The sequence below is a fragment of the Streptomyces sp. NPDC048278 genome, assembly GCF_040652195.1.
Classification (GTDB): Bacteria; Actinomycetota; Actinomycetes; order Streptomycetales; family Streptomycetaceae; genus Streptomyces.
Genome location: NZ_JBEZLP010000027.1, coordinates 24,149 through 46,094 on the forward strand (window position 1 = coordinate 24,149; position 21,946 = coordinate 46,094).

21 protein-coding genes, 1 tRNA gene and 1 pseudogene are annotated in these 21,946 nt (G+C 72.5%); 18 read left to right on the top strand and 5 right to left on the bottom strand.

Annotated features, from left to right (window positions below; translation table 11 throughout):
* The first annotated feature begins 16 nt into the window (after positions 1 to 16).
* From moaC to AB0D74_RS35490, 5 genes are all read left to right on the top strand, one after another.
* On the top strand, positions 17 to 547 hold the full coding sequence (moaC, locus tag AB0D74_RS35470) for a cyclic pyranopterin monophosphate synthase MoaC (protein ID WP_362596085.1): 531 nt from the start codon (positions 17 to 19) through the stop codon (positions 545 to 547).
* Positions 544 to 1,080 (top strand): MogA/MoaB family molybdenum cofactor biosynthesis protein, encoded by a 537-nt coding sequence (locus AB0D74_RS35475; RefSeq protein WP_362596087.1) that lies wholly within the window; start codon positions 544 to 546, stop codon positions 1,078 to 1,080. Before moaC ends, AB0D74_RS35475 begins: the two co-directional genes overlap by 4 nt.
* Positions 1,081 to 1,100: 20 nt before the next feature.
* A complete protein-coding gene (locus tag AB0D74_RS35480; protein WP_362596089.1) occupies positions 1,101 to 1,760 on the top strand; it encodes a GNAT family protein in 660 nt (219 codons plus the stop codon).
* Between the two features lie 209 nt (positions 1,761 to 1,969).
* Positions 1,970 to 3,274, top strand: coding sequence for a gephyrin-like molybdotransferase receptor GlpR (gene glpR, locus AB0D74_RS35485; RefSeq protein WP_362596091.1), 1,305 nt, complete (start codon positions 1,970 to 1,972; stop codon positions 3,272 to 3,274).
* Positions 3,275 to 3,378: 104 nt separating this feature from the next.
* A tRNA-Ala gene (locus tag AB0D74_RS35490) sits at positions 3,379 to 3,452 on the top strand.
* Positions 3,453 to 3,478: 26 nt separating this feature from the next.
* Here the strand turns inward: AB0D74_RS35490 and AB0D74_RS35495 are convergent.
* Positions 3,479 to 4,432 carry a LysR family transcriptional regulator gene (locus AB0D74_RS35495; protein WP_362596093.1) on the bottom strand — a complete coding sequence of 318 codons (954 nt, stop codon included), beginning with the start codon at positions 4,430 to 4,432 and terminating at the stop codon, positions 3,479 to 3,481.
* Between the two features lie 135 nt (positions 4,433 to 4,567).
* On the opposite strand from AB0D74_RS35495, the pseudogene AB0D74_RS35500 reads away from it, so the two are divergent.
* A pseudogene (locus tag AB0D74_RS35500) lies at positions 4,568 to 4,912 on the top strand (nuclear transport factor 2 family protein); the annotation flags it as partial.
* A gap of 15 nt (positions 4,913 to 4,927) precedes the next feature.
* Here the strand turns inward: AB0D74_RS35500 and AB0D74_RS35505 are convergent.
* Positions 4,928 to 5,428, bottom strand: a complete 501-nt coding sequence (locus AB0D74_RS35505) for a GNAT family N-acetyltransferase (RefSeq protein ID WP_362596095.1) — start codon at positions 5,426 to 5,428, stop codon at positions 4,928 to 4,930.
* Positions 5,429 to 5,507: 79 nt separating this feature from the next.
* Here AB0D74_RS35505 and AB0D74_RS35510 point away from each other — a divergent pair, with 79 nt between their 5' ends.
* Positions 5,508 to 6,311, top strand: coding sequence for an exodeoxyribonuclease III (locus AB0D74_RS35510; protein WP_362596097.1), 804 nt, complete (start codon positions 5,508 to 5,510; stop codon positions 6,309 to 6,311).
* A 22-nt stretch (positions 6,312 to 6,333) separates the two neighbouring features.
* On the opposite strand, the gene AB0D74_RS35515 is transcribed toward AB0D74_RS35510, so the two are convergent.
* Positions 6,334 to 6,954, bottom strand: a complete 621-nt coding sequence (locus tag AB0D74_RS35515; RefSeq protein WP_362596285.1) for a MerR family transcriptional regulator — start codon at positions 6,952 to 6,954, stop codon at positions 6,334 to 6,336.
* A 165-nt stretch (positions 6,955 to 7,119) separates the two neighbouring features.
* Between AB0D74_RS35515 and AB0D74_RS35520 the strand changes: the two genes are divergently transcribed.
* The 4 genes from AB0D74_RS35520 to AB0D74_RS35535 all read left to right on the top strand — a co-directional run bounded on the left by AB0D74_RS35520 (position 7,120) and on the right by AB0D74_RS35535 (position 10,823).
* The gene (locus tag AB0D74_RS35520) at positions 7,120 to 8,643 is read left to right on the top strand and encodes an NAD(P)/FAD-dependent oxidoreductase (protein ID WP_362596099.1); all 1,524 of its coding nucleotides are present in this window, start codon (positions 7,120 to 7,122) and stop codon (positions 8,641 to 8,643) included.
* Positions 8,640 to 9,596: an alpha/beta hydrolase gene (locus AB0D74_RS35525; RefSeq protein WP_362596101.1), complete on the top strand. Its 957-nt coding sequence runs from the start codon at positions 8,640 to 8,642 to the stop codon at positions 9,594 to 9,596. Before AB0D74_RS35520 ends, AB0D74_RS35525 begins: the two co-directional genes overlap by 4 nt.
* Entirely contained in the window at positions 9,593 to 10,477 is an 885-nt protein-coding gene (locus AB0D74_RS35530) for an SDR family oxidoreductase (RefSeq protein ID WP_362596103.1), read from the top strand. The genes AB0D74_RS35525 and AB0D74_RS35530 overlap by 4 nt, the downstream gene beginning before the upstream one ends.
* A gap of 94 nt (positions 10,478 to 10,571) precedes the next feature.
* Positions 10,572 to 10,823: a hypothetical protein gene (locus AB0D74_RS35535; RefSeq protein ID WP_362596105.1), complete on the top strand. Its 252-nt coding sequence runs from the start codon at positions 10,572 to 10,574 to the stop codon at positions 10,821 to 10,823.
* Between the two features lie 146 nt (positions 10,824 to 10,969).
* On the opposite strand, the gene AB0D74_RS35540 is transcribed toward AB0D74_RS35535, so the two are convergent.
* Complete coding sequence (locus AB0D74_RS35540) at positions 10,970 to 14,374, bottom strand: S41 family peptidase (protein WP_362596107.1); 3,405 nt, start codon at positions 14,372 to 14,374, stop codon at positions 10,970 to 10,972.
* 167 nt (positions 14,375 to 14,541) lie between these two features.
* Here AB0D74_RS35540 and AB0D74_RS35545 point away from each other — a divergent pair, with 167 nt between their 5' ends.
* The 4 genes from AB0D74_RS35545 (at position 14,542) to AB0D74_RS35560 (ending at position 19,022) form a co-directional block, all read left to right on the top strand.
* On the top strand, positions 14,542 to 15,144 hold the full coding sequence (locus AB0D74_RS35545; RefSeq protein WP_362596109.1) for a TetR/AcrR family transcriptional regulator: 603 nt from the start codon (positions 14,542 to 14,544) through the stop codon (positions 15,142 to 15,144).
* A gap of 124 nt (positions 15,145 to 15,268) precedes the next feature.
* The gene (locus tag AB0D74_RS35550) at positions 15,269 to 17,482 is read left to right on the top strand and encodes an MMPL family transporter (protein WP_362596111.1); all 2,214 of its coding nucleotides are present in this window, start codon (positions 15,269 to 15,271) and stop codon (positions 17,480 to 17,482) included.
* Positions 17,483 to 17,661: 179 nt separating this feature from the next.
* Positions 17,662 to 18,180, top strand: a complete 519-nt coding sequence (locus tag AB0D74_RS35555) for a YbaK/EbsC family protein (RefSeq protein WP_362596113.1) — start codon at positions 17,662 to 17,664, stop codon at positions 18,178 to 18,180.
* On the top strand, positions 18,177 to 19,022 hold the full coding sequence (locus tag AB0D74_RS35560) for an EamA family transporter (RefSeq protein WP_362596115.1): 846 nt from the start codon (positions 18,177 to 18,179) through the stop codon (positions 19,020 to 19,022). The genes AB0D74_RS35555 and AB0D74_RS35560 overlap by 4 nt, the downstream gene beginning before the upstream one ends.
* Before the next feature lie 16 nt (positions 19,023 to 19,038).
* Here AB0D74_RS35560 and AB0D74_RS35565 read toward each other — a convergent pair whose 3' ends face one another.
* Positions 19,039 to 19,281 (bottom strand): hypothetical protein, encoded by a 243-nt coding sequence (locus AB0D74_RS35565; protein WP_362596117.1) that lies wholly within the window; start codon positions 19,279 to 19,281, stop codon positions 19,039 to 19,041.
* 198 nt (positions 19,282 to 19,479) lie between these two features.
* On the opposite strand from AB0D74_RS35565, the gene AB0D74_RS35570 reads away from it, so the two are divergent.
* From AB0D74_RS35570 to AB0D74_RS35580, 3 genes are read left to right on the top strand one after another with little or no spacing between them, the layout of a single operon-like run.
* A complete protein-coding gene (locus AB0D74_RS35570; protein WP_362596287.1) occupies positions 19,480 to 20,448 on the top strand; it encodes an ABC transporter ATP-binding protein in 969 nt (322 codons plus the stop codon).
* On the top strand, positions 20,445 to 20,582 hold the full coding sequence (locus AB0D74_RS35575) for a hypothetical protein (protein ID WP_362596119.1): 138 nt from the start codon (positions 20,445 to 20,447) through the stop codon (positions 20,580 to 20,582). The genes AB0D74_RS35570 and AB0D74_RS35575 overlap by 4 nt, the downstream gene beginning before the upstream one ends.
* The gene (locus tag AB0D74_RS35580; protein WP_362596121.1) at positions 20,579 to 21,943 is read left to right on the top strand and encodes an ABC transporter permease; all 1,365 of its coding nucleotides are present in this window, start codon (positions 20,579 to 20,581) and stop codon (positions 21,941 to 21,943) included. Before AB0D74_RS35575 ends, AB0D74_RS35580 begins: the two co-directional genes overlap by 4 nt.
* Positions 21,944 to 21,946: the final 3 nt, after the last annotated feature.

Consider the following 21,946-nt stretch of genomic DNA (forward strand, 5'->3'; position numbering starts at 1 on the left):
GGGAGCGCCACACAGCATGACTGAGCCCTTCCGGGGGGACACCCCCGGACCCTCCGCGCCGGACGCGACAGCCGCGCCAGGCCGACTGACGCACCTCGACGACGCGGGCGCCGCCCGCATGGTCGACGTCTCCGGCAAGGACGTGACCGCGCGCACCGCGCGCGCCAGCGGACGCGTCCTCGTCTCGCCCCGCGTGGTCGAGCTGCTGCGCGGCGACGGCGTTCCGAAGGGCGACGCCCTCGCCACCGCGCGCATCGCCGGGATCATGGGGGCCAAACGCACCCCGGACCTGATCCCGCTGTGTCACCCCTTGGCCCTCTCCGGTGTGAAACTGGATCTGGCGGTCGCGGACGACGCGGTGGAGATCCTGGCCACGGTGCGGACGACGGACCGCACGGGTGTCGAGATGGAGGCGCTCACGGCGGTCTCCGTCGCGGCGCTCACCGTGATCGACATGGTCAAGGCGGTCGACAAGGGAGCGGTCATCACGGACGTACGCGTGGAGGAGAAGACGGGCGGGAAGTCGGGCGACTGGAGCCGGCCGTGAACGCCGGGCCGGCCGCCGGCGCCGCGCCGCGCGCGCCGTATCGCGCGCTGGTCGTGACCGCCTCCAACCGGGCCGCCGCCGGTGTCTACGCGGACAGGGGCGGACCGCTGGTCGCGGCGGGCCTGGCGGGCCTCGGGTTCGCCGTGGACGGGCCGCGGGTCGTGCCCGACGGGGAACCCGTGGCGGCCGAGCTGCGCGCCGGGGTCGAGGCGGGGTACGACGTCGTCGTCACCACCGGCGGCACCGGCATCTCGCCCACCGACCGGACGCCGGAGGCGACCCGCGCGGTGCTCGACTACGAGGTGCCGGGCATCGCCGAGGCCGTCCGGGCGTTCGGACGGGAGAAGGTGCCCACCGCCGCGCTCTCCCGGGGCCTGGCCGGGGTGGCGGGCCGGACACTGATCGTCAACCTTCCGGGGTCCACCGGCGGGGTGCGGGACGGCCTCGCCGTCCTGGAACCGCTGCTGGCGCACGCCGTCGACCAGATCCGCGGCGGCGACCATCCCGGGCCGAGCAGTGGGGGTGCGAGCTGAACAGCCTGTCCTGGCCCGTCGTGCTGGTGGACGGCGACGTCGTCCTCCGGCCCATAAGGGTGCGTGACCAGCGGGCCTGGCGCGAGGTCAACCGGCGCAACCGGGACTGGCTGCGCCCCTGGGAGGCCACCATCCCGCCGCCCACGCCCAGCGGGCCGATCGCGCACCGGCCGACCTACCGGCAGATGGTCCGGCACCTGCGGTCCGAGGCGAACTCCGGCCGCATGCTGCCGTTCGTCATCGAGTACCAGGGGCGCCTGGTAGGGCAGTTGACCGTCGCCGGGATCACCTGGGGGTCGATGTGCTCGGGGCACGTCGGCTACTGGGTGGACCAGTCGGTGGCCGGCCGCGGGGTGATGCCTACGGCCGTCGCGCTCGTGGTGGACCACTGTTTCCGCGCCGTTGGTCTGCACCGCATCGAGGTCTGCATTCGCCCCGAGAACCGGCCCAGCCGACGGGTCGTGGAGAAACTCGGATTCCGCGAGGAGGGGCTGCGGCCTCGTTATCTCCACATCGACGGCGCCTGGCGCGACCACCTCGTCTTCGCCCTCACCGCGGAAGAGGTGCCCGAGGGGTTGCTCGCCCGCTGGCAGCGGGAACGCTCCCAGGGCGCGTCCGCGAAGGCACCGGGCCCGGGCCCCGGCCCCGCCGGCACTCCGCAGGGGCCCCGCAATCCGTAGAACATGCAGGGGAATCCCAGCTGGTCGAACAAATTGAATGCGTGTTCGAAATTGATCGGTTCTTGACCGTCTCAGGGCGTTGAATTCGCGGCTCCGACGTCATGCTGATCGCATCGGTCACAAAAAAAGCTCGAAATATCAGCCGGATCGTGCGACACACCGGCGCAATTGGCAGATGGCCCCACGCAAACCCCTCTACCGTGTGAGGCGTGAGCAGCAGCGGCCTCATCTACGCAGTCATTGTCGGGGCCTGGGCCGCCTACTTGGTGCCGATGTGGCTCCGTAGGCAGGACGAGCTGAACGAGGCCCGTCCGACGGAACGCTTCAGCACCGCCATCCGGCTGCTGTCCGGACGGGCGGGGATGGAGCGCCGGTACGCCAGGGACCTGCGGGCGCGCTCCGCCTCGGAGGGGGAGCAGGACGCCGGCGAACCGGACGCCGCCACCGACTCGGTGGACGTCCGGGCCTTCGCCATGCCTCCGACCCGCCGTCAGGTCCGGGCGGACGTCCAGGCGGAGCGGGAGCAGGAGGCGCCCGGACGCCAGGAACCGGCGCGCGACCAGGCGTCCGCGCCGGCGGCCAAGTCCGCGTCCTCGCCGCCCCGTCAGACGGGCGCCGCATCCGTACCGGCCCCGGCATCCGCCTCCACGTCCGCGCCCAAGTCCGGGCCCAAGTCGGGCTCCACGCCCGCCCGCAAACAGATTCCGACCCCCCGGCGTGCGCCCTCCGCACAGGCGGCGGCGGAACGCGCCCGGCGCTCGAAGGCGCTCGCCCGCCGTCGGCGCACCACCGTCATGCTCTTCGTCGCCTTCACGCTGGGCGCGATCGTCGCCGCCGTCGGGGGGCTCGCCTTCCTGTGGGCACCGGGTGTGCCCGCCGTCATGCTCAGCGGCTACATCGCCTACCTGCGCGCCCAGGAACGCCGCCGCTTCGCCTACCAGATGGACCGGCGTCAGGCCGAGGTCGCCGCACAGCGGTTGCGTGAACGCCAGCCGCGCCGACGTGCCCCCCTCGACCCCGCGGGCGTCGGCGCGGACGAACCGGAGGAGGGACCAGCGGCCGTAACCGACCCCGGCCTGTCCGCGCTCGCCGCCGACCGGCGCGCCCTCGTCGAGCAGACCGACCACGCCGAGTGGGTCGACCAGCAGCGCGAGCGGCAGCGGCGGCCCGGCCACGGGGACAGCTGGGACCCGGTGCCGGTGCCCCTGCCGACGTACGTGACCGCACCGGTCGCCCCGCGCGCCACGTCCGACGTGGACCTGGGGGCACCGGACGCGTGGAGCTCGGCGCGGTCCAGCGCCGTCGCGCCGGAGCAGGAGAGCGGGTCGGCCGAGCCCCAGCCCCAGGCCGAGGCGGAGGAGACCGAGCCGGCCGACGACGACCGGACGGCACCCGCGGACGGCCGCACCGACGCCCGCCGCGCGGCCTCCGCCCGCCGGGCCCGCGAACGCGGCCGTACCCCCCTCTTCGACCAGTACGAGGAAGGCGACCGCCCCCGCGCGGCCAACGAATGACCTGACGGCGAGGGCGCGGGGCGCCTCGGCACCCCCCTCCTGACCAGTCAGGGAACGGATTTCCAAGCACCCCGACCGGGATGCTAGAGTTTCACTCGTTGCAAGGGCCTGTGGCGCAGTCCGGTAGCGCACCTCGTTCGCATCGAGGGGGCCAGGGGTTCGAATCCCCTCAGGTCCACTGCACGGTGAGACCCCGCACGATCGTCAAGATCGTGCGGGGTCTTCGTCGTTCTCGGAGGTGCTCTGGCGATTTCCCCGCCGGGCGCGGCCTGCTGACGCTTCGTAGGCTGCGGCGAGGTGGTCGAGCAGGGGCGGCGTGAAGGGGTGGGGGTTGCGGCGCGGTGTGATCGCGTAGATCCCACGGGTCGGGGGATCGACGAGGGCCACGGTGGTGACGTCGGTCCGCAGCGCGCTCGTCAGCACGCCGGGTATCAGGGCGACGGCGTGACCGGTCGCGACCAGGGCCAGCTTGCCGGGCAGGTCGGCCGCCGTGAGATCGATGCGGGCGTCGACCCCCGCGCGGACGGCGTGCCGGCGCAGCAGCGCCGCCGAGCCCTCGTTGTCCTCGACCCAGATCTCGTCGGCCAGCGTCCGCATGCGCACGGGTCCGCACCCGGCCCGCGGATGACCGACGGGCAGGACGACGACCATGTCGTCCAGCCCGAGGAACCGCTGTGCGACCCGCTGGTCGTGGGGCAGCCCGGGCGGTGCGTCGGTGACGACGGCCAGATCGAGATCGCCGGCGGTCACGCGGTGGTGCAGCTGCGCGCTGAGGCCGGGCAGCAGGCTCCAGCGGATCGATCCGGACTGCCTCAGCAGCGCCCGGACGGCCTCCGGGACCATCCCCGCGGCGAGTGAGGGCGTCGCGCCGACCGCGAGGGGCCGTTCGAACGCCCCGTCACGGACATCCCGTACGGCGCGCACCGCGCGGTCCGCCTCGGCGAGCGTGGCCAGGGCGTGACGCCGGAACACCTCGCCGGCCGGTGTCGGGCGCACCCCGCGCGCATGGCGTTCCAGCAGCGGCACGCCGAGCTGTCGCTCCAGTCCGGCGATCTGCCGGGAGACGGCCGACTGCGTGTGGCTGAGCTCGACGGCCGCCGCCGACAGCGACCCCAGCCGGCACACGGTCACGAAGGTCCGCCACACCGTCAGCTCCATGACCCCAGTATCCGGCCGGTATGCGGCACCCGCAGAGCCGCCCTGCGAGATCTGCGCTTGTCGCAGCCGTCACGGTGCACCACCGTGGCTCGTATGACCGCACCACACCCGCCTGCCACGGCCCCCGCCACCGATGGTGCCGTGCTCGAACCGCTGCACGCCTACGTCCGCGGACACGCCACCGGCGACCCCGCCCACTTCCGCGACGCGTTCCTGCCCACCGCCCACGTCGAAGGGATGCGGGACGGCGTGTTCGTCTCGTGGCCCCTCGACCGGTACTGCGCGCTCTTCCCGGGCCGGCCGGCCCCGGACGAACCGACGCGCTCCCGCCGTATCGACGCCGTCGACGTCCACGGCACCGTCGCCACCGCGACCATGACGCTCGTCCACGGCGCGGACACGTTCACCGACGTCTTCCTGCTGGTCCGCGGCACCGACGGCTGGCGCATCGCCAACAAGGCCTACCACCGGCACGCTTGACGGAGGCGGCGCGCCCTACAGGCCGGTCGGCGGATCCGTCCGCAGGGCCTTCGCGAAGCAGCGGCTCGACTCGTACTCGCGGTAGTAGCCGAACTTGACGCACGGTTCGTAGCCGCTGGAGGTGTACAGGGCGATGGCTTCGGGCTGCTTGGTGCCGGTCTCCAGGACCATGCGGAGGCGGCCGGCCGCGCGGGCGTCGGCCTCCAGGGCCGCGAGCATGCGGCGGGCGAGACCCCGGCCGCGCATCCCCTCGACGACGAACATGCGCTTCAGCTCGGCATCGCCGTCCTCGTTGCCCTCGCCGTTCGCGTCCTGGCTGCGCCAGCCGCCGGTGGCGACCGGGCGGTCGGACTCGTCGTACGCGATCAGGTAGACGCCGTTCGGCGGCCTGAAGTCGGCCGTGCCGAGGACGGTGGCGTCGCCGCCGTCGCCGTAGCGCTGCTGGTACTCGGCCTGGACCTCGTCGTTCAGCTTGACGGCGTCGGGGTGGTCGAAGGCAACCGGGCGTATATTCATGTGAGGCATCGTATATTCGTGCAGGCGGCGAGCGCGGTGGGCATCGGGACTCCGTCCAGTGTGCCGGTATCGTGCCCTGGTGCTGACTGTGACCACGGTGAATGTGAACGGGCTGCGGGCCGCCGCCAAGAAGGGCTTCGTGGAGTGGCTCGCCGAGACCTCCGCGGACGTGCTCTGCCTCCAGGAGGTGCGCGCGGAGCCGCAGCAGCTCCCGGAAGAGGTGCGCGCGCCCGGCGGCTGGCACGTGCTGCACGCCCCCGCGGCGGCCAAGGGGCGTGCGGGCGTCTCCCTGTACACCCGGCGTGAGCCGGACCACGTGCGCGTCGGCTTCGGGTCGGACGAGTTCGACACGAGCGGTCGCTACGTCGAGGCCGACCTGCCCGGGGTCACCGTCGTCTCCCTCTATCTCCCCTCCGGCGAGGTGGGCACCGAGCGGCAGGACGAGAAGTACCGGTTCATGACCGAGTTCCTCGCCCATCTGAAGGACCTGCGCGAGCGGGCCGCCGCCGACGGGCGCGAGGTCGTCGTCTGCGGCGACTGGAACATCGCCCACCGGCAGGCCGACCTGAAGAACTGGCGCGGCAACACCAAGAACTCCGGCTTCCTCCCGGAGGAGCGGGAGTGGCTGGGCAAGGTCCTGGACCCGGCCGACGGCGGGTACGTCGACGTCGTGCGCGCGCTGCATCCGGAGGCGGAGGGGCCGTACACCTGGTGGTCGTACCGGGGGCGGGCCTTCGACAACGACTCGGGATGGCGCATCGACTACCAGCTGGCCACGCCCGGGCTCGCGGGCAAGGCGGTCAAGGGGTTCGTGGAGCGGGCGGCCACGCATGCCGAGCGGTGGTCCGACCATGCGCCGGTCACCGTCGTGTACGACCTCTGACCGGTCCGTCCGACCGGATCTTCTATGGGCTCTTCCGCAGTCGCCGGTCCAGTGCCAGAGAGACCTCCGCCTCCACCACGCTGCGGGCCAGGGGCCGCAGGCGTTCCATGTCCTCCTCGGGGCCGTGGCGCAGGACGAGGTCGGCGAAGAGTTCGGCGAGGGCGTCGGCGTGCTCGCGGACGCTGCGGCCGGCCGCCAGGACCTCGGCGAGCGGGAAGCCCTCGCGGACCAGGGCCTCGGAGGCGTCCAGCAGGCGGCGGCTGATGTGGACGATGTCGTCGCCGTCGGTGCCGAGGTAGCCGAGGTCCATCGCGGCGGCGAGGTTCTCCGGGGTGACCTCGCCCTCGAAGCGGGCGGCGAGCTCCTCGGGGGTCAGGCGGACCGGCTCCTCCTCGGTGGGGGTGTCGACGCCGAGCAGTTCGGCGACGTCCTTGCCGTGGTCGAGGGCCTCCGCCAGCTCGGCGATGCCGTTCAGGGTGTGGCCGCGCTCCAGGAGCGCCGAGATCGTCCGCAGCCGGGCCAGGTGGTGCTCGTCGTACCAGGCGATACGGCCCTCGCGGCGGGGCGGCCGGATCAGCTTGCGCTCGCGGTAGAAGCGCAGGGTGCGCACCGTGATGCCGGCCAGTGCGGCCAGTTCCTCCATGCGGTACTCGCGCGGTCCGTCGTCGTCTGCCACGGGCGCAGCCTATGTTGTACCGCCGGTAACTTTCCCTCGTACAGACCCTACCCATCGGTACGGAGCTGCTCTACAGTCCAACCGTGCCAGTGTTCACTGGCGTAATCGCGGGCGAGGTGTGGAGGCTCCGGGATGGCCCAGCACGAGCATGTACGGGTGGCGGTGATCGGGTCCGGGTTCGGCGGGCTGGGCGCGGCCGTGCGGTTGCGCAGGGAGGGGATCACCGACTTCGTCGTCCTGGAACGGGCCGGCAGCGTCGGCGGTACCTGGCGGGACAACAGCTATCCGGGGTGCGCCTGCGACGTGCCCTCCCACCTGTACTCCTTCTCCTTCGCGCCCAACCCCGACTGGCCGCGCACCTTCTCCGGGCAGGAGCACATCCGCGCCTACCTGGAGCACGTCACCGACGTGTTCGGACTCCGCCCCCACCTCCGCTTCGACGCCGAGGTCAAGCGGATGGCCTGGGACGCGGAGGCGCTGCGCTGGGAGATCGAGACCGCCGCCGGCACCTTCTCCGCCGACGTCGTCGTCTCCGCCACCGGGCCGCTCTCCGACCCGAAGATCCCCGAGATCCCGGGGCTGGACTCGTTCCCCGGCAAGGTCTTCCACTCGGCCCGCTGGGACCACGACTACGACCTGCGCGGCAAGCGGGTCGCCATGGTCGGCACCGGCGCCTCCGCGATCCAGATCGTGCCCGCCGTCCAGCCCGAGGTCGCCCGCCTCACCCTCTTCCAGCGCACCCCGCCGTGGGTGATGCCCCGCGTCGACCGGGCCATCAGCTCCGCCGAACGCCGGCTGCACCGCGCGCTGCCCTTCACCACCCAGGCTCGGCGCGGCCTCCTGTGGGGCATCCGGGAACTCCAGGTCCAGGCGTTCACCAAACGGCCCGACGAACTCGGCCTGGTGGAGAGCCTCGCCAAGCGCAACATGGCCCGCGCGATCAAGGACCCCGCGCTGCGCGCCAGGCTCACCCCGGACTACCGCATCGGCTGCAAGCGGATCCTGCTCTCCAGCACCTACTATCCGGCGCTGGCCCGGCCGAACGTGGACGTGGTGGCGAGCGGGCTCGGCGAGATCCGCGGGTCGACGGTCGTCGCCGCCGACGGCAGCAGCGCCGAGGTCGACGCGATCATCTTCGGCACCGGCTTCCACGTCACCGACATGCCCATCGCCGAACGGGTCGTCGGCGCCGACGGACGGACCCTCGCGGAGACCTGGAAGGGCGGCATGGAGGCGCTGCGCGGCGCCTCGGCCGCCGGGTTCCCGAACTGGATGACGATCATCGGGCCCAACACCGGCCTCGGGAACTCCTCCATGATCCTCATGATCGAGTCCCAGCTGAACTACATGGCCGACTACCTGCGCCAGCTCCGCGTCCTCGGCGGGCGGGCCGCCCTGGACGCGCGCCCCGGTGCCGTGGCCGCCTGGAACCACAAGGTCCAGGAGCGCATGAAGCGCACCGTCTGGAACACCGGCGGCTGCACCAGCTGGTACCTGGACCCGAGTGGTCGCAACACCACCATCTGGCCCGGTACGACCACGGAGTTCCGGCGCGCGACCCAGCGGGTGGATCTCTCGGAGTACGACGTGATCCGCGCGCCCCTCCCGGCCGGCACCGGCGGCGGGCGGGCCGCCGACGCGGAGGTGGGCGCGTGAGCCGGCTCACCCATGTGACCTCCGGGCCGTACGCGCCGCCCGCGCCCGCCCGCGAACTCACCGTCGTCTCTGCCGACGGCGCCCGCCTGCACGTCGAGGTGCACGGCCCAGAGGACGCGCCCCCCGTCGTCCTCGCCCACGGCTGGACCTGCTCGACCGCCTTCTGGGCCGCGCAGACACGCGAACTGGCCGTCGACCACCGGGTCGTCGCGTACGACCAGCGGGGACACGGGCGCAGTCCCGCGAGCCCCGCGTGCAGTACCCGGGCGCTGGCGGACGACCTCGAAGCGGTGCTCGCGGGGACTCTCGCGCGCGGGGAACGTGCCGTGATCGTCGGCCACTCCATGGGCGGCATGACCGTCATGGCGGCGTCCGCGCGCCCCCGTTTCCGCGAGCACGCCGCCGCTGTCCTGCTGTGCAGCACCGGCAGTTCGCGGCTGGTCGAGGAGGCGCGCGTGCTGCCGTTGCGCGCCGGTGGCCTGCGCACCCGGCTCACGGCGGGCGTGCTGGCCTCGCGCGCCCCGCTCGGGCCGGTCACGCCCCTCGCGCGGCGCATCCTCAAGTACGCGACCATGGGCCCGGGTTCCGCTCCGCACATGGTCGAGGCGTGCGCACGGATCGTGCACGCCTGCCCGAGCGCCGTGCGCCACACCTGGGCACGCGTCCTCGCGGAGCTCGACCTCGACGACGGCGTACGGGAGTTGAGCGCGCCCACCGCGGTCGTCACCGGCACGGCCGACCGGCTCACGCCCCCGGTGCACGCCCGCGCGCTGGCCGCCGCGCTGCCGCACCCCCTCGGCCTCACCGAACTGCCGGGCATGGGCCACATGACCCCGGTCGAGGCACCCGAGCTGGTCAACGGAAAGATCCGGGAGCTGGTCACCGCATACGTGACCGGCACCCCTGAGGAAGCCGGGGCCGACGGGCCCGCGCGGATCAAGGAGGGCTCATGAGCAGGGTCGGTCTCGAAGGACAGGTCGCCGTCGTCACCGGAGCGGCGCGCGGAGTCGGTGAGTTGCTCGCCCGCAAGCTCTCCGCGCGCGGGGCGCGGGTCGCGCTGGTCGGGCTTGAGGAGGAGGCCCTCAAGGAGGTCTCCGGCAGGCTGCACAGCGACAGCGCCTACTGGTACGCCGACGTCACCGACCACGAGGCGATGAGCCGGGTCGCGCGGGAGGTCAAGGAGCGGTTCGGCAAGGTCGACATCGTGGTCGCCAACGCCGGGGTGGCGAACGGCGGTCCGTTCGCCGACTCGGACCCCGATGCCTGGCGGCGGGTGATCGAGGTCAACCTGGTCGGTTCGGCGGTGACGGCACGGGCGTTCCTGCCGGTCCTCACCGAGAGCCGCGGCTACCTGCTGCAGATCGCCTCGCTGGCCGCGATCACGCCGGCGCCGATGATGACGGCGTACTGCGCGTCCAAGGCGGGCGTGGAGGCGTACGCGCACTGCCTGCGCGCCGAGGTCGGCCACCAGGGCGTGCGGGTCGGGGTCGGGTACCTGTCCTGGACGGACACCGACATGGTGCGCGGCGCCGACCAGGACGAGGTGATGCGGGAGTTGCGGCAGCGGCTGCCGTGGCCGGCGAACAAGACGTACCCGCTGGGTCCGGCCGTGGACCGGATCGTGGCCGGCATCGAGCGGCGCTCGGCGCACGTGTACGGGCAGCGGTGGCTGCGCGGGATGCAGGGCGTGCGCGGGTACCTGCCGGCGCTGATCGGCACGGTCGGGCAGCGCGAGATGAAGCGGTTCGCGCCCCGGTTGCAGGGCATGCGCACAGGGCTCGTCGGTGCAGGTGGGGCGGCCGACGAGGAGGCGCGCACTACGCACCGTAACTGATCGAAATGCGCGCGTAGTCGGCCCGTGTGAGTCTGGTCGAGGCCCCACTGAGGGCCGATCCCCTCACCCTCCACGGGAGTGAACCCACATGGGTATGAAGGACAAGGCCGGCAAGATGCAGGGACAGGCCAAGCAGAAGATGCACGAGGGCCAGCAGCAGGCGCAGCAGGCCCCGCAGCGTGGCCAGCAGGCGCAGCAGCGTGGCCAGCAGGGCGCCCAGCACACGCAGCAGCGTGGTCAGCAGATGCAGGAGCGCGGCCGGCAGGCGACTGAGCGGGGTCGTCAGAACATCGACGACACCGAGCAGGAGATGCAGGACCGGTTCGACCAGGACTACGACGCGTAGTCGTTGCACTTGGCTTGGCCGAAATGGCGTGGGGCGCCCTTCTGTTGGAGGGTGCCCCGCGTTTGGTTTTGGGGTGGTGGCGGTGGGGGCCGGGTGCGGGTGGGTGGGGGCTTGTCGCGCAGTTCCCCGCGCCCCTTGCGGGGCGCTCACTGCGGGGCGTTTCTCGGGGGAAGCTTTGGGCGGGATCGGTTCGGGACTTCGCTGTGGTCCGGGGGGATTGCTGCGGGGTGGTCGGTCATGAGGTCCAGGGCCAGTTGGATGGCGTCGTCCATCTCGACGTGGCGGCCCTCCGCCCAGTCCATCGGGGTGCGCAGGACCTCGATGTCGGGGGCGACGCCGTGGTTCTCGACGGACCAGCCGTAGTCCTCGAACCAGGCCGCGTTCATCGGCACCGTGATCACCGTGCCGTCGCCCAGGCGGTGGCGGCCGGTCATGCCGACCACTCCGCCCCAGGTGCGCTGCCCGACGACCGGCCCCAGCTTCAGCAGCTTGATCGCGGCCGTGATCATGTCGCCGTCGGAGGAGGTCGCCTCGTCGGCGAGCGCGACGATCGGGCCGCGCGGGGCGTTGGAGGCGTACGACACCGGCTGCGCGTTCCTCGTCAGGTCCCAGCCGAGGATGGTCCGGGTGAGCTGCTCCACCACGAGTTCGCTGATGTGCCCGCCCGCGTTGCCGCGCACGTCCACGATGAGCGCCGGCCGGGAGACCTCCATCCGCAGGTCGCGGTTGAACTGGGCCCAGCCCGAGCCGCCCATGTCCGGGATGTGCAGGTAGCCGCACTTGCCGCCGCTCATCTCCCGTACCACCTCACGGCGTTTGGCCACCCAGTCCTGGTAGCGCAGCGGCCGTTCGTCGATCAGCGGGAGGACGGCGACCCGGCGCGGCGGCCCCGACTCGCCCTCGCCCGGGGTGAACGTCAACTCCACCGTCGTGGCCCCCGCCCCCGCGAGCAGCGGGAACGGCCCGGTCACCGGGTCCACCGGTCTGCCGTCGACGTGGGTGAGGACCGCGCCCTCCCGGATGCCGGTGCCGGCCAGCGGGGAACGCGCCTTGGAGTCCGAGGAGTCGCCCGGCAGGATCCGCTTGACCGCCCAGCCGCCGTCCCGGCGTACGAAGTTGGCGCCGAGCAGGCCCTGGAGGCGCTGGTAGTGCGGCGGTCCCTCGTTGCGCCGGGCCGGGGTGACGTAGGCGTGCGAGGTGCCCAGCTCGCCGAGGACCTCGCGGAGGAGGTCGGCGAAGTCGTCGGGGGAGGCGACCCGTTCGACCAGCGGGCGGTACTGGTCGAGCACCCCGTCCCAGTCGATGCCGCACATCCCGGGGTCCCAGAAGTAGTCGCGGATGAGGCGGCCGGCCTCGGCGTACGACTGGCGCCACTCGGCGGGCGGGTCGACCTCGTGGAGGATGCGGCGCAGGTCGATCCAGACGGTCGTGTCGCCGTCGCCGGACTCGGTCGACGGCACGGCCCGCAGCTCGCCCTCGTCGACCACGACCAGCCGGCTGCCGTCGCCGCTGACCGTGAACCAGTCGAGATGGTCCACGAGTTCGGACTTTTTCGCCTTGCTGATGTTGAAGTACTCCAGGGTCGGCCGCCCGCTGGTGTCGGCCGGGTTGACGAAGGTCTCGCCCAGCGCGCCCGAGATCGGCCAGCGCAGCCAGACCAGGCCGCCGCCCGCGACCGGGTACAGCGCCGAGTACTTGGAGGCGGTGACCGGGAAGGGGGTGACCCTGCTCTCCAGGCCCTCCACCTCGACCGTCACGGCGCCGCCCTCGCCGGGCTCCTCGTCCTCGACGGGGTCCAGGCCGCCGGCGGCCGGCCGCCCGTCCGGGTTGAGGGCGAACGGGGAGGGGGTCGCCGAGGAGAGCGGGACCAGGTAGGGGCGGCAGCCGAGCGGGAAGGACAGGTCGCCGGTGTGTACGTCGTACACCGGGTCGAAGCCGCGCCAGGACAGGAAGGCGAGGTAGCGGCCGTCGCGGGTGAAGACCGGGTTCTCGTCCTCGAAGCGGCCGTTGGTGACGTCGATGACGAGCCGGTCGCTGATGCGGGCCATCTTGATCTGCCGCAGCGAACGGCCGATGCCCGGATGCGACCAGGTCAACCATGACCCGTCCGGTGAGAAGGCCAGATCACGGACGGGTCCGTTGACCGACTGGATCAACTCGGTGACCACGTCGTCGGACCCCGCACCATCAACATGGTCAACAGGATCAACAGGGTCAACGTTGACGGCATCGGAAGCCTCGGCGCTGTCAACCCCGTCAACACCCGCGACTCCGTCAACACCCGCAACCCCGTCAATACCCGCAACCTCGTCAACGTCGCCCACCTCCTCGGTCGCGTCGATGAGCAGCAGCCGGCCGTCGTGTGCCGCCACCGCCAGCCGCTCGCCCAGCGGGTCGGAGACCAGTTCGAGCACCCGGCCCAGCTTCCCGCAGGCAAGGCGGCGCGGTGGGCGGGCGCCGGTCGCCCGGGGCAGGTGGGCGATCTCGACGGCGTCCTCGCCGCCGGCGTCGGTGACGTACGCGATCTGCCCGGTCGAGCCGAGCATCTCCGGGAGCCGTACCCGCACCCCCGGGGTGTCGGCGATGGTGCGGGCCGGGCCGTCGCGGTGGGTGAGCCAGTACAGGCTGCCGCGTACGACGACGGCGCCGGCCCGTCCCGTCTCGTCGACGGAGACGCCGTCGACGTGCTGGGCGGCCGGCACCTGGTAGGGGCGGCGCCCGGCCCGGGGCCCGGAGAGCCGTACGTCGAGCCGGCGGGGTGTCGCGTCCGGGCCGAGGTCGTCGACGAGCCAGAGGTCGCCCGCGCACTGGTAGACCACGCGCGTCCCGTCGCTGGCGGCGTGCCGGGCGTAGAAGGCGTCGTGGTCGGTGTGCCGGCGCAGGTCGGAGCCGTCGTAGGTACAGGAGTAGAGGTTGCCGACGCCCTCGTGGTCGGAGAGGAAGGCGATCCGGCCGCCGACGAACATCGGGGAGTCCAGATGGCCGCCGATGCCGTCGAGCAGCCGCTGCCCGTGCAGCCACAGCCGGCCCATGGCGCCGCCCCGGTAGCGCTTCCAGCCGGCCGGTTCGTGCGGCGGGGTACCGGTGAGCAGCAGGGTCCTGCGTTCGCCGGCGATGTCGGCGACCTGGATGTCGGCGACCGGCCCCCAGGGCAGCTTGCGGCCCGGGTCGCCGTCCGGGGACACCTTGTAGGCCCAGGTGAAATAGGAGAAGGGCTGCCCGTGCGAGGCGACCGCCAGGATGTCCGCCGTGCCGTCCCTGTCCGGGGGCGTCCAGCCGCACACCTGGGTGTCGGCGCTGCCCCAGTACGTCAGCTGCCGGCCGGGGCCGCCGTCGGCGTCGACCAGGTGGATCTCGGGCACCAGGCTCCGCCAGCTCGTGTACGCGATCCGGCGGCCGTCGGGGGAGAAGCGAGGATGACCCACTTTGGTGCGGTCGACGGTGAGCCGCCAGGCGCGGCCCGGGGCGTCGAGCGAGGTCAGCCAGAGGTCGTCCTCGGCCACGAAGCACAACAGGTCGCCGCTGAGATGCGGCAGGCGCAGATAGCTCACCTCCCCATGCTTTTCCGGGGGCGCAGGGCCAGCAACTCGTGGGAACTCACGGATTTCTCAGCCACGTGAGACAGCACACGTACGAAACGGTTTCGTTTCTGTAGATCGCGGGGTATCTTCGAGATGTACACACGAAGGTACTGATGGAGCGGTGAAGGGTGAGTGGCATGACTGAGGTCGCAACGGCGCGTCGCAGTCGGATCACGCCCGAGCGTGAGGCCGAGCTGTACGAGGCCGTGCTCGACCTGCTCCGTGAGGTCGGTTACGACGCCCTCACCATGGACGCCGTCGCCGCCCGCACCAAGTCCAGCAAGGCGACCCTCTACCGCCAGTGGGGCGGCAAGGCCGAGCTGGTGGCCAGAGCGGTGCGGTACCAGAAGCCGGGAGGCTCGCTCGGTGAGATCGACACCGGGTCGCTCCGGGGTGACCTGCACACCCTCACGATGCGCTCGGACGACTGCGAGATGGAGCAGAACTCCGCGTTGATGCGTGGCCTCGCCATGGCGGTCCACGGCAACCCGGACCTCCTGCAGGCGTTCAAGGAGCATCTGATCGAGCCCGAGATGGCCCAGTTCCGCCAGGTGCTGCAACGGGCGATCGACCGCGGCGAGGTCCGTGCGGACAACCCCGCGATCAACTTCGTGATGCACATGATGATCGGTGGGTTCGCCGCCCGCTCGCTCATCGACGAGCAGCCGCCCACCCAGGCCTTCCTGCTGTCGTACATCGACGCCGTGGTGCTTCCCGCCCTCGGCGCACCCACCTGCTGACCCCTCCCCGCAGCCAGCCCACCTGACGTCTCCGCTCACGTCGTCGGGCCGATCATGCCTGCCACCCACCAGGCCGATCACCCCTGCCCCGAAAACCCCACGACCTGACCGGGAGTACGCCCTCGTGGCCACGTTTCTCTACAAACTGGGCCGGTTCGCCTTTCGGCGACGGCACTTCGTCGCCCTCATATGGGTGGCGCTGCTGACCCTCGCCGGCGTCGCCGCAGCCTCCGCCCCCGCGGCCGGCTCCAGCTCGTTCTCGATCCCCGGCACCGAGGCGCAGAAGGCCTTCGACCTGCTGGACCAGCGCTTCCCCGGTTCCAGCTCCGACGGCGCCACCGCGCGGGTCGTCTTCAAGGCGCCGGCCGGCGAGAAGGTGACGGACAAGCTCAACAAGACCGCCGTCAAGAAGACCCTGAAGGAACTGGGCGACGGCTCCGAGGTCACCTCCGTCACCGACCCCTACCAGCAGCACGCCGTCAGCAAGGACGGCACGGTCGCCTACGCCTCGGTCCGCTACGACGTCTCCGGCACCGAACTCAAGGACTCCTCCCGCGACGCGCTGGAGGCGGCCGGGCACGACGCCGAGAAGGCCGGGCTGACCGTCGAGGTCGGCGGCGACGCGCTCCAGGCCGGAGCCGACGCGGGCGGCGCCGGTGAGGCCATCGGGCTCGCCATCGCCGCCGTCGTCCTCGTCGTCACCCTGGGCTCGCTGGTCGCGGCCGGACTGCCGCTGCTGACGGCGATCATCGGCGTCGGCATCGGCGTCTCCACCATCACCGCCCTCGCCAAGACGCTCGACCTCGGTGACACCACGTCCACCCTGGCGCTGATGATCGGCCTCGCGGTCGGCATCGACTACGCGCTGTTCATCGTCTCCCGCTACCGCAGCGAGCTGGCCGAGGGCCGCGACCGCGAGGAGGCGGTCGGCCGCGCCGCCGGCACGGCGGGCTCGGCGGTGGTCTTCGCGGGCCTCACGGTCGTGATCGCGCTCGCGGGCCTCTCGGTCGTCGGCGTGCCGATGCTGACGAAGATGGGCCTCGCTGCGGCGGGCACGGTCGTGGTCTCCGTCCTCATCGCCCTCACCATGATCCCGGCGATGCTCGGCTACGCGGGCCGCCGGGTCAGGGCCGCGGGCGAGAAGCGCCGGACGCGCACCCGTGCCGCCCAGCCGGACAAGCCCGGCCTCGGCGCCCGCTGGGCGAGCTTCGTGGTCCGCCGCCCGGCGGCCGTACTGCTGCTCGGCGTGGCCGGTCTCGGCGCGATCGCCCTCCCCGCCACCCAGCTCGAACTGGGCCTGCCCGACGACGGCTCGCAGCCCACGTCCACGACCCAGCGCCGCGCCTACGACCTGCTGTCGGAGGGCTTCGGCCCGGGCTTCAACGGGCCGCTGATGATCGTGGTCGACGCGAAGGACAGCGACACCCCCAAGGCCGCGGCCACCAGGGTGGCCGACGACATCAAGGGCCTCAAGGACGTCGTGACGGTGACCCCGGCGGCGTTCAACAAAGCCGGTGACACCGCCACGATCACGGTGATCCCGGACTCCAAGCCGTCCTCCGCACAGACCGAGGACCTGGTGCACGCCATCCGCGACCAGGGCGCCGACGTCAAGGCCGACACCGGCGCGCGGGTCCTGGTCACCGGCACCACCGCGATGAACATCGACTTCTCGCAGAAGCTCAACGACGCGCTGGTCCCGTACCTGGCGCTGGTCGTCGGCCTCGCCTTCCTCCTCCTGATCGCGGTCTTCCGCTCCATCCTGGTCCCGCTGAAGGCGGCCCTCGGCTTCCTGCTCAGCGTGCTCGCCGCGCTCGGCGCCGTCGTCGCGGTCTTCCAGTGGGGCTGGCTCGCCAGCCTGCTCGGCGTCGAGCAGACCGGCCCGATCATGTCGATGATGCCGATCTTCATGGTGGGCGTGGTCTTCGGTCTCGCCATGGACTACGAGGTGTTCCTCGTGACCCGGATGCGGGAGGCGTACGTCCACGGCGAGACGCCCGGCCAGGCCGTGGTGACCGGCTTCCGGCACAGCGCGCGGGTCGTGGCCGCCGCCGCGGTCATCATGATCGCCGTCTTCAGCGGCTTCATCACCGCCGGCGAGTCGATGATCAAGATGATCGGCTTCGGTCTCGCCATCGCCGTCTTCTTCGACGCGTTCGTCGTCCGCATGGCGATCGTCCCGGCGGTGCTCGCCCTGCTCGGCAAGCGCGCCTGGTGGCTGCCGAAGTGGCTGGACCGGGCGCTGCCCAACGTCGACGTCGAGGGCGAGGGCCTGCGCGCCCTGTCCGACGACAACGCCGGCCAGGACGACGAGGACCGGGAGCTCGTACGCGTCTGACGTACGGCTCGTGACAGACCGCCGGTGAGGGTCCGTGGGGACGGGGCGCCCTCACCGGCTTCCTCGTGCCCCGCCGGCTTCGTCGTGCCTCACCGGCTTCCTCGTGTCCCGCCGGCTTCCTCGTGTATCGCGCACTTAACCACTCGCCGCACCTTCCCCCGCCCCGTTAGCGTGCCCCCATGACGACAGCCGCCACTGACGCCGACGCCCAGGGCTCCGGAGCCCATCCTCGTTTCGCCGCCGCCCTGGAGGAGCTGGGCCTCGGGGAACTGACCTCGCGGATCCGGCGGTTCCCGGACGCCACCCGTACCGCCGCCGAGGCTGCCGCCGCGGTCGGCTGCGAACTGAGCGAGATCTGCAAGTCCCTGATCTTCGCGGCCGACGGGGTGCCCGTGCTGGTGCTGATGGACGGCGCCTCCCGGGTCGACGTGGAACTCGTCCGCAAGGAACTCGGCGCCGCGAAGGTGACCCGGGCCAAGGCGGACGTCGTACGCGAGACGACCGGGTACGCCATCGGCGGCGTACCGCCCTTCGGGCACCGCACCCGCACCCGCGTCCTCGCCGACCGGGCGCTGCTCCGCCACGACGTGGTGTGGGCCGCCGCAGGCAACCCGCACGCCGTCTTCCCGATCGCCCCCGCCGCCCTCGTGGAGCACGCCGGCGCCACCGTCGTGGACGTACGCGAGCCCACGGCGTGACCCCGGCGGTCACCGCGGCCGTTTTGCTCGCCGCGGTCACGCACGCCGGCTGGAACGCGATCGCCCACCGGATCACCGACAAACTCGTCGGCTCCTCGCTGATCGCCGGTGGCGGCGTGCTGATCGGGCTGCTGCTGATGCCGTTCACCGCGGTTCCGGCGGCGGGCGCATGGCCGTACCTGACCGCCTCGGCCGTCGTCCACGTCGCCTACTTCGCGCTGCTGATGCTCTCCTTCCGGCTCGGCGACTTCGGGCAGGCGTACCCGATCGCGCGCGGCACCGCGCCGCTCCTCGTCACGCTCTTCGCGGCCGTGTTCGCGCACGAGGTGCCCGACGCCCCGGCAGCCGCGGGCATCGCCGTGTCCTGCGCCGGGCTCACCGGCGTCGCCCTGTGGGGGCTGCGCGGCCGGCGCCCCGACTGGACGGCGATCGGCGCCGCGCTCGCCACCGGCCTGACGATCGCCGCGTACACCGTCCTCGACGGCCTCGGCGTGCGGGCCTCGGGATCCTCCGTCGGCTACATCGCCTGGCTGATGGCCCTCCAGGGCCTCGCGATCCCCGCGTACGCCCTGTACCGCAGACGCGGGGAACTCCTCGCCGCGGCCCGCCCGTTCGCGGCCCTGGGACTCTCCGGCGCGCTCCTGTCCGTCTTCGCCTACGGCCTGGTCCTGTGGGCCCAGACCCGCGCCGAACTCGCCCCGGTCGCCGCGCTGCGCGAGTCGTCGATCATCGTCGGGGCCGCCATCGGGGCGGTCTTCTTCAAGGAGCGGTTCGGAGCGCCCAGGATCGCGGCGGCCGGGTTGCTGGTGGTCGGGATCGGGCTGATGCTGCACTCCGGGTAGCCGTGCGCCGGCCTCCTCAGTCGCGCCGGGCCGAGACCAGTGCGGCCACGACGAGGTACAGGCCGAGGCGGGCTTCGGGTACCGCAGGGGACCAGACCCGCCAGGCGGACGGCGAGTAGCTGTCGGCCGCCAGGTAGTCCCCGTAGATCCTGGCCGTCGAGCCGGTCTGTCCGCGTACCCACAGCAGGGCGCCGACGACACCGCAGGTCGCGGCGACCGCGTAGAGGACTGTGGCGAGGCGCGGGGCCGGTCTGTTCACGGATTCACCTTCGCTATGCGTCGTGGTGCGGGGATTATCCACCTTGGCCGGTAAGGGACTTGAGCCGGATGCCCGTCCGCCGGACTTGCCGTTGCCTTGACGAACCGTTCCCCGGGCGTTCAGCCGACCACCTGTGTCCGGGATGTGTGTTCTCCATAAAGTCCCTGCGGATTGCGGAAGAAGGGACGCATGGGACTCATGGACACACCTCACGCGGTCCGGGCCCGCGGGATCACCAAGTGCTTCGGGGACATCGTCGCGCTGGACGCCGTGGACCTGGATGTGACGCAGGGCCAGATCCACGGCCTGGTCGGGCCGAACGGCGCCGGCAAGACCACGCTGCTCGGCCTGCTGCTGGGGCTGGCCGTCGCCGACGGCGGGCGGCTGGAGATCCTGGGCACGCCGGTCGAGCGGGCGCTCGCCGCCCCCGACGGCATCGCCGGTTTCGTGGACGCGCCCGGTCTCTACCCCTCGCTCACCGCCCGGCAGAACCTCGCCGCGCTGGCCAGGCTGCGCGGACTCGACACCGGGACGGCGGGTACCCCGGGCACCCCGGGGAGCACCGGTATCGACGACGTGCTCGCCGAGGTCGGGCTCACCGCCGTCGCCGACGACAAGACCCGCGGCTTCTCCCTCGGCATGCGCCAGCGGCTCGGGCTCGCCGCCGCGCTGCTCACCCGGCCCCGGCTGCTCGTCCTCGACGAGCCCTCCAACGGCCTCGACCCGGCCGGCAAGCGGCACGTGCACGGCGTCCTCACCCGGCTCGCCGCCGACGGCACCGCCGTGGTGCTCTCCAGCCACCGGATGGACGACCTGGAGGCGCTCTGCTCCGAGGTCACCATCCTCGCCACCGGCCGCGTCGTCTTCTCCGGCCCGCTGGCCAAGCTCGCCGCCGAGAACCGTGAACTCGACTACCGGCTGCGCACCTCCGACGCCGAGACCGCGCGCCGGCTCGCCGCCGGCACCGACGGCATCCGGGTCGTCGACGACAGCGGTGTACGACAGGACGCCGACGTGCTCGTCGTACGGGCGCTGGTGCCCGCCCTCGACGACCTCGTCGCGAAGGTCGTACGGGCGGACGTCGCGGTCCGCGAACTCGCCCCCGTCGTATCGCCGCTGGAGGCCGCGTTCCTCGCCCTCACCGAGCAGCAGGAGGCGGGCAGATGACCGGGCGCGCCGGGCGCACCGCGCGCACTGTCCGCACCGTCCGCACCGGGCTGGCCGACGGCCGTGATCGTCGGGCGGCGGGAGACCGGCCGACGACCGCCACGCCCACCAAGCAGCAGGAGACCGGCCGATGACCGCCACGACCGCCGCCACCGCCGTCACCGAACGCGCCCCCGCCGCCCGCCGGGTCCCGGTCTCGCGGGGCTACCGCTTCGAGCTGGTGAAGCTGGTCTCGCAGTGGCGGATCCGGCTGCTGGTGCTCGCCTGCTGGATCGCGCCCGGCCTGTTCGTCGCGGGGGTCAGCCAGCAGAGCACGCTGCCCGCCGACACGCTGTTCGGGCGCTGGATGCACGCCACCGGATGGGCCGGGCCGCTGGTGCTGCTCGGCTTCGCGGGCACCTGGGCGCTGCCCCTGCTGACGTCGGTGGTCGCCGGTGACGTGTTCGCCGCCGAGGACCGGCTCGGCACCTGGCGCCATCTGCTGGTCGCGGTCCGCTCACCCGCGCGGATCTTCGTCGCGAAGTCCCTGGCCAGCCTCACCGTGATCCTGCTGCTGGTGGCGGGACTGGCCGCCTCCAGCACGCTCGGCGGGCTGGCGTCGGTCGGCAACCAGCCGCTGGTCGGGCTCGACGGCCACCTGCTGTCGCCCGGCGACGCGGCCGGACGGGTCCTGCTCGCCTGGCTCGCGGCCCTCGCCCCGACCCTCTCCCTCGCCGCGATCGGACTGCTCGGCTCGGTCGCCCTGGGCCGCTCCCCGATGGGCCTGCTGCTGCCCCCGGTCGTCGCGCTCGCGATGTCGGTCGCCCAGATGCTGCCGCTGCCCGTCGCCGTCCGCCTCGCCCTGCCCGGCTACGCCTTCATCTCCTGGAACGGCCTGTTCACCGGCCCCGCCCAGCTCGCCCCGCTCCTCGTCGCCGTCGCGGTGAGCCTGGCCTGGGCGGTGCTCGCCACGGTCCTCGCGTATGTGCTGTTCGTACGACGGGACTTCACCAACCCGGCCTACGACGGCTCCGGGCGCCGCGCGCTCACCCTCGGCGTGCTGCCGCTGGCCGCGCTGACCGCCGTCACCGTCGGCGCGGTCGCCGTGGCCACCCCCTCGACGGGCTCCGGCATCCAACAGGACAAGGTGCAGAAGTCCCTCGCCACGGTCTTCGGCCACCTCTACCGCCTGCAGACCCGGGAACTCCACCGGCCCGCCGTCACCGAAGCGCAGTTGGGCGCCACGGCGGCGTGCACCAAGAGCGACGGCCAGGCCGCCCAGGAGGGCGCGGGCAACGACTGGCGTTGCGTGGTCAGCTGGCACCTCCCCGGCGTCACGGCGGTCACGGGGACGGCGGTCTACCAGCTCGACATCACCTCGGACGGGCGGTTCGTGGCCGACGGCGACGGTCCCAAGGAAGTCAACGGCTACTTCCTGGTGCGGACCCCGACCGGCGACGCCCCGAATCCGCTGTGGCAGTTCGACGGCAACGTCGACCTGCTCACCACCCACTGAAGG

What these genes read in the sequence shown, in the direction of transcription:
- moaC (WP_362596085.1), top strand. Translation starts at nt 17, where the DNA reads ATGACTGAGCCCTTCCGGGGGGACACCCCCGGACCCTCCGCGCCGGAC.
- AB0D74_RS35555 (WP_362596113.1), top strand. Translation starts at nt 17,662, where the DNA reads ATGACGACAGCCGCCACTGACGCCGACGCCCAGGGCTCCGGAGCCCAT.
- AB0D74_RS35570 (WP_362596287.1), top strand. Translation starts at nt 19,480, where the DNA reads ATGGACACACCTCACGCGGTCCGGGCCCGCGGGATCACCAAGTGCTTC.
- AB0D74_RS35535 (WP_362596105.1), top strand. Translation starts at nt 10,572, where the DNA reads ATGAAGGACAAGGCCGGCAAGATGCAGGGACAGGCCAAGCAGAAGATG.
- AB0D74_RS35575 (WP_362596119.1), top strand. Translation starts at nt 20,445, where the DNA reads ATGACCGGGCGCGCCGGGCGCACCGCGCGCACTGTCCGCACCGTCCGC.
- AB0D74_RS35580 (WP_362596121.1), top strand. Translation starts at nt 20,579, where the DNA reads ATGACCGCCACGACCGCCGCCACCGCCGTCACCGAACGCGCCCCCGCC.
- AB0D74_RS35545 (WP_362596109.1), top strand. Translation starts at nt 14,542, where the DNA reads ATGACTGAGGTCGCAACGGCGCGTCGCAGTCGGATCACGCCCGAGCGT.
- AB0D74_RS35530 (WP_362596103.1), top strand. Translation starts at nt 9,593, where the DNA reads ATGAGCAGGGTCGGTCTCGAAGGACAGGTCGCCGTCGTCACCGGAGCG.
- AB0D74_RS35505 (WP_362596095.1), bottom strand. Translation starts at nt 5,428, where the DNA reads ATGAATATACGCCCGGTTGCCTTCGACCACCCCGACGCCGTCAAGCTG.
- AB0D74_RS35515 (WP_362596285.1), bottom strand. Translation starts at nt 6,954, where the DNA reads ATGGAGGAACTGGCCGCACTGGCCGGCATCACGGTGCGCACCCTGCGC.
- AB0D74_RS35520 (WP_362596099.1), top strand. Translation starts at nt 7,120, where the DNA reads ATGGCCCAGCACGAGCATGTACGGGTGGCGGTGATCGGGTCCGGGTTC.
- AB0D74_RS35495 (WP_362596093.1), bottom strand. Translation starts at nt 4,432, where the DNA reads ATGGAGCTGACGGTGTGGCGGACCTTCGTGACCGTGTGCCGGCTGGGG.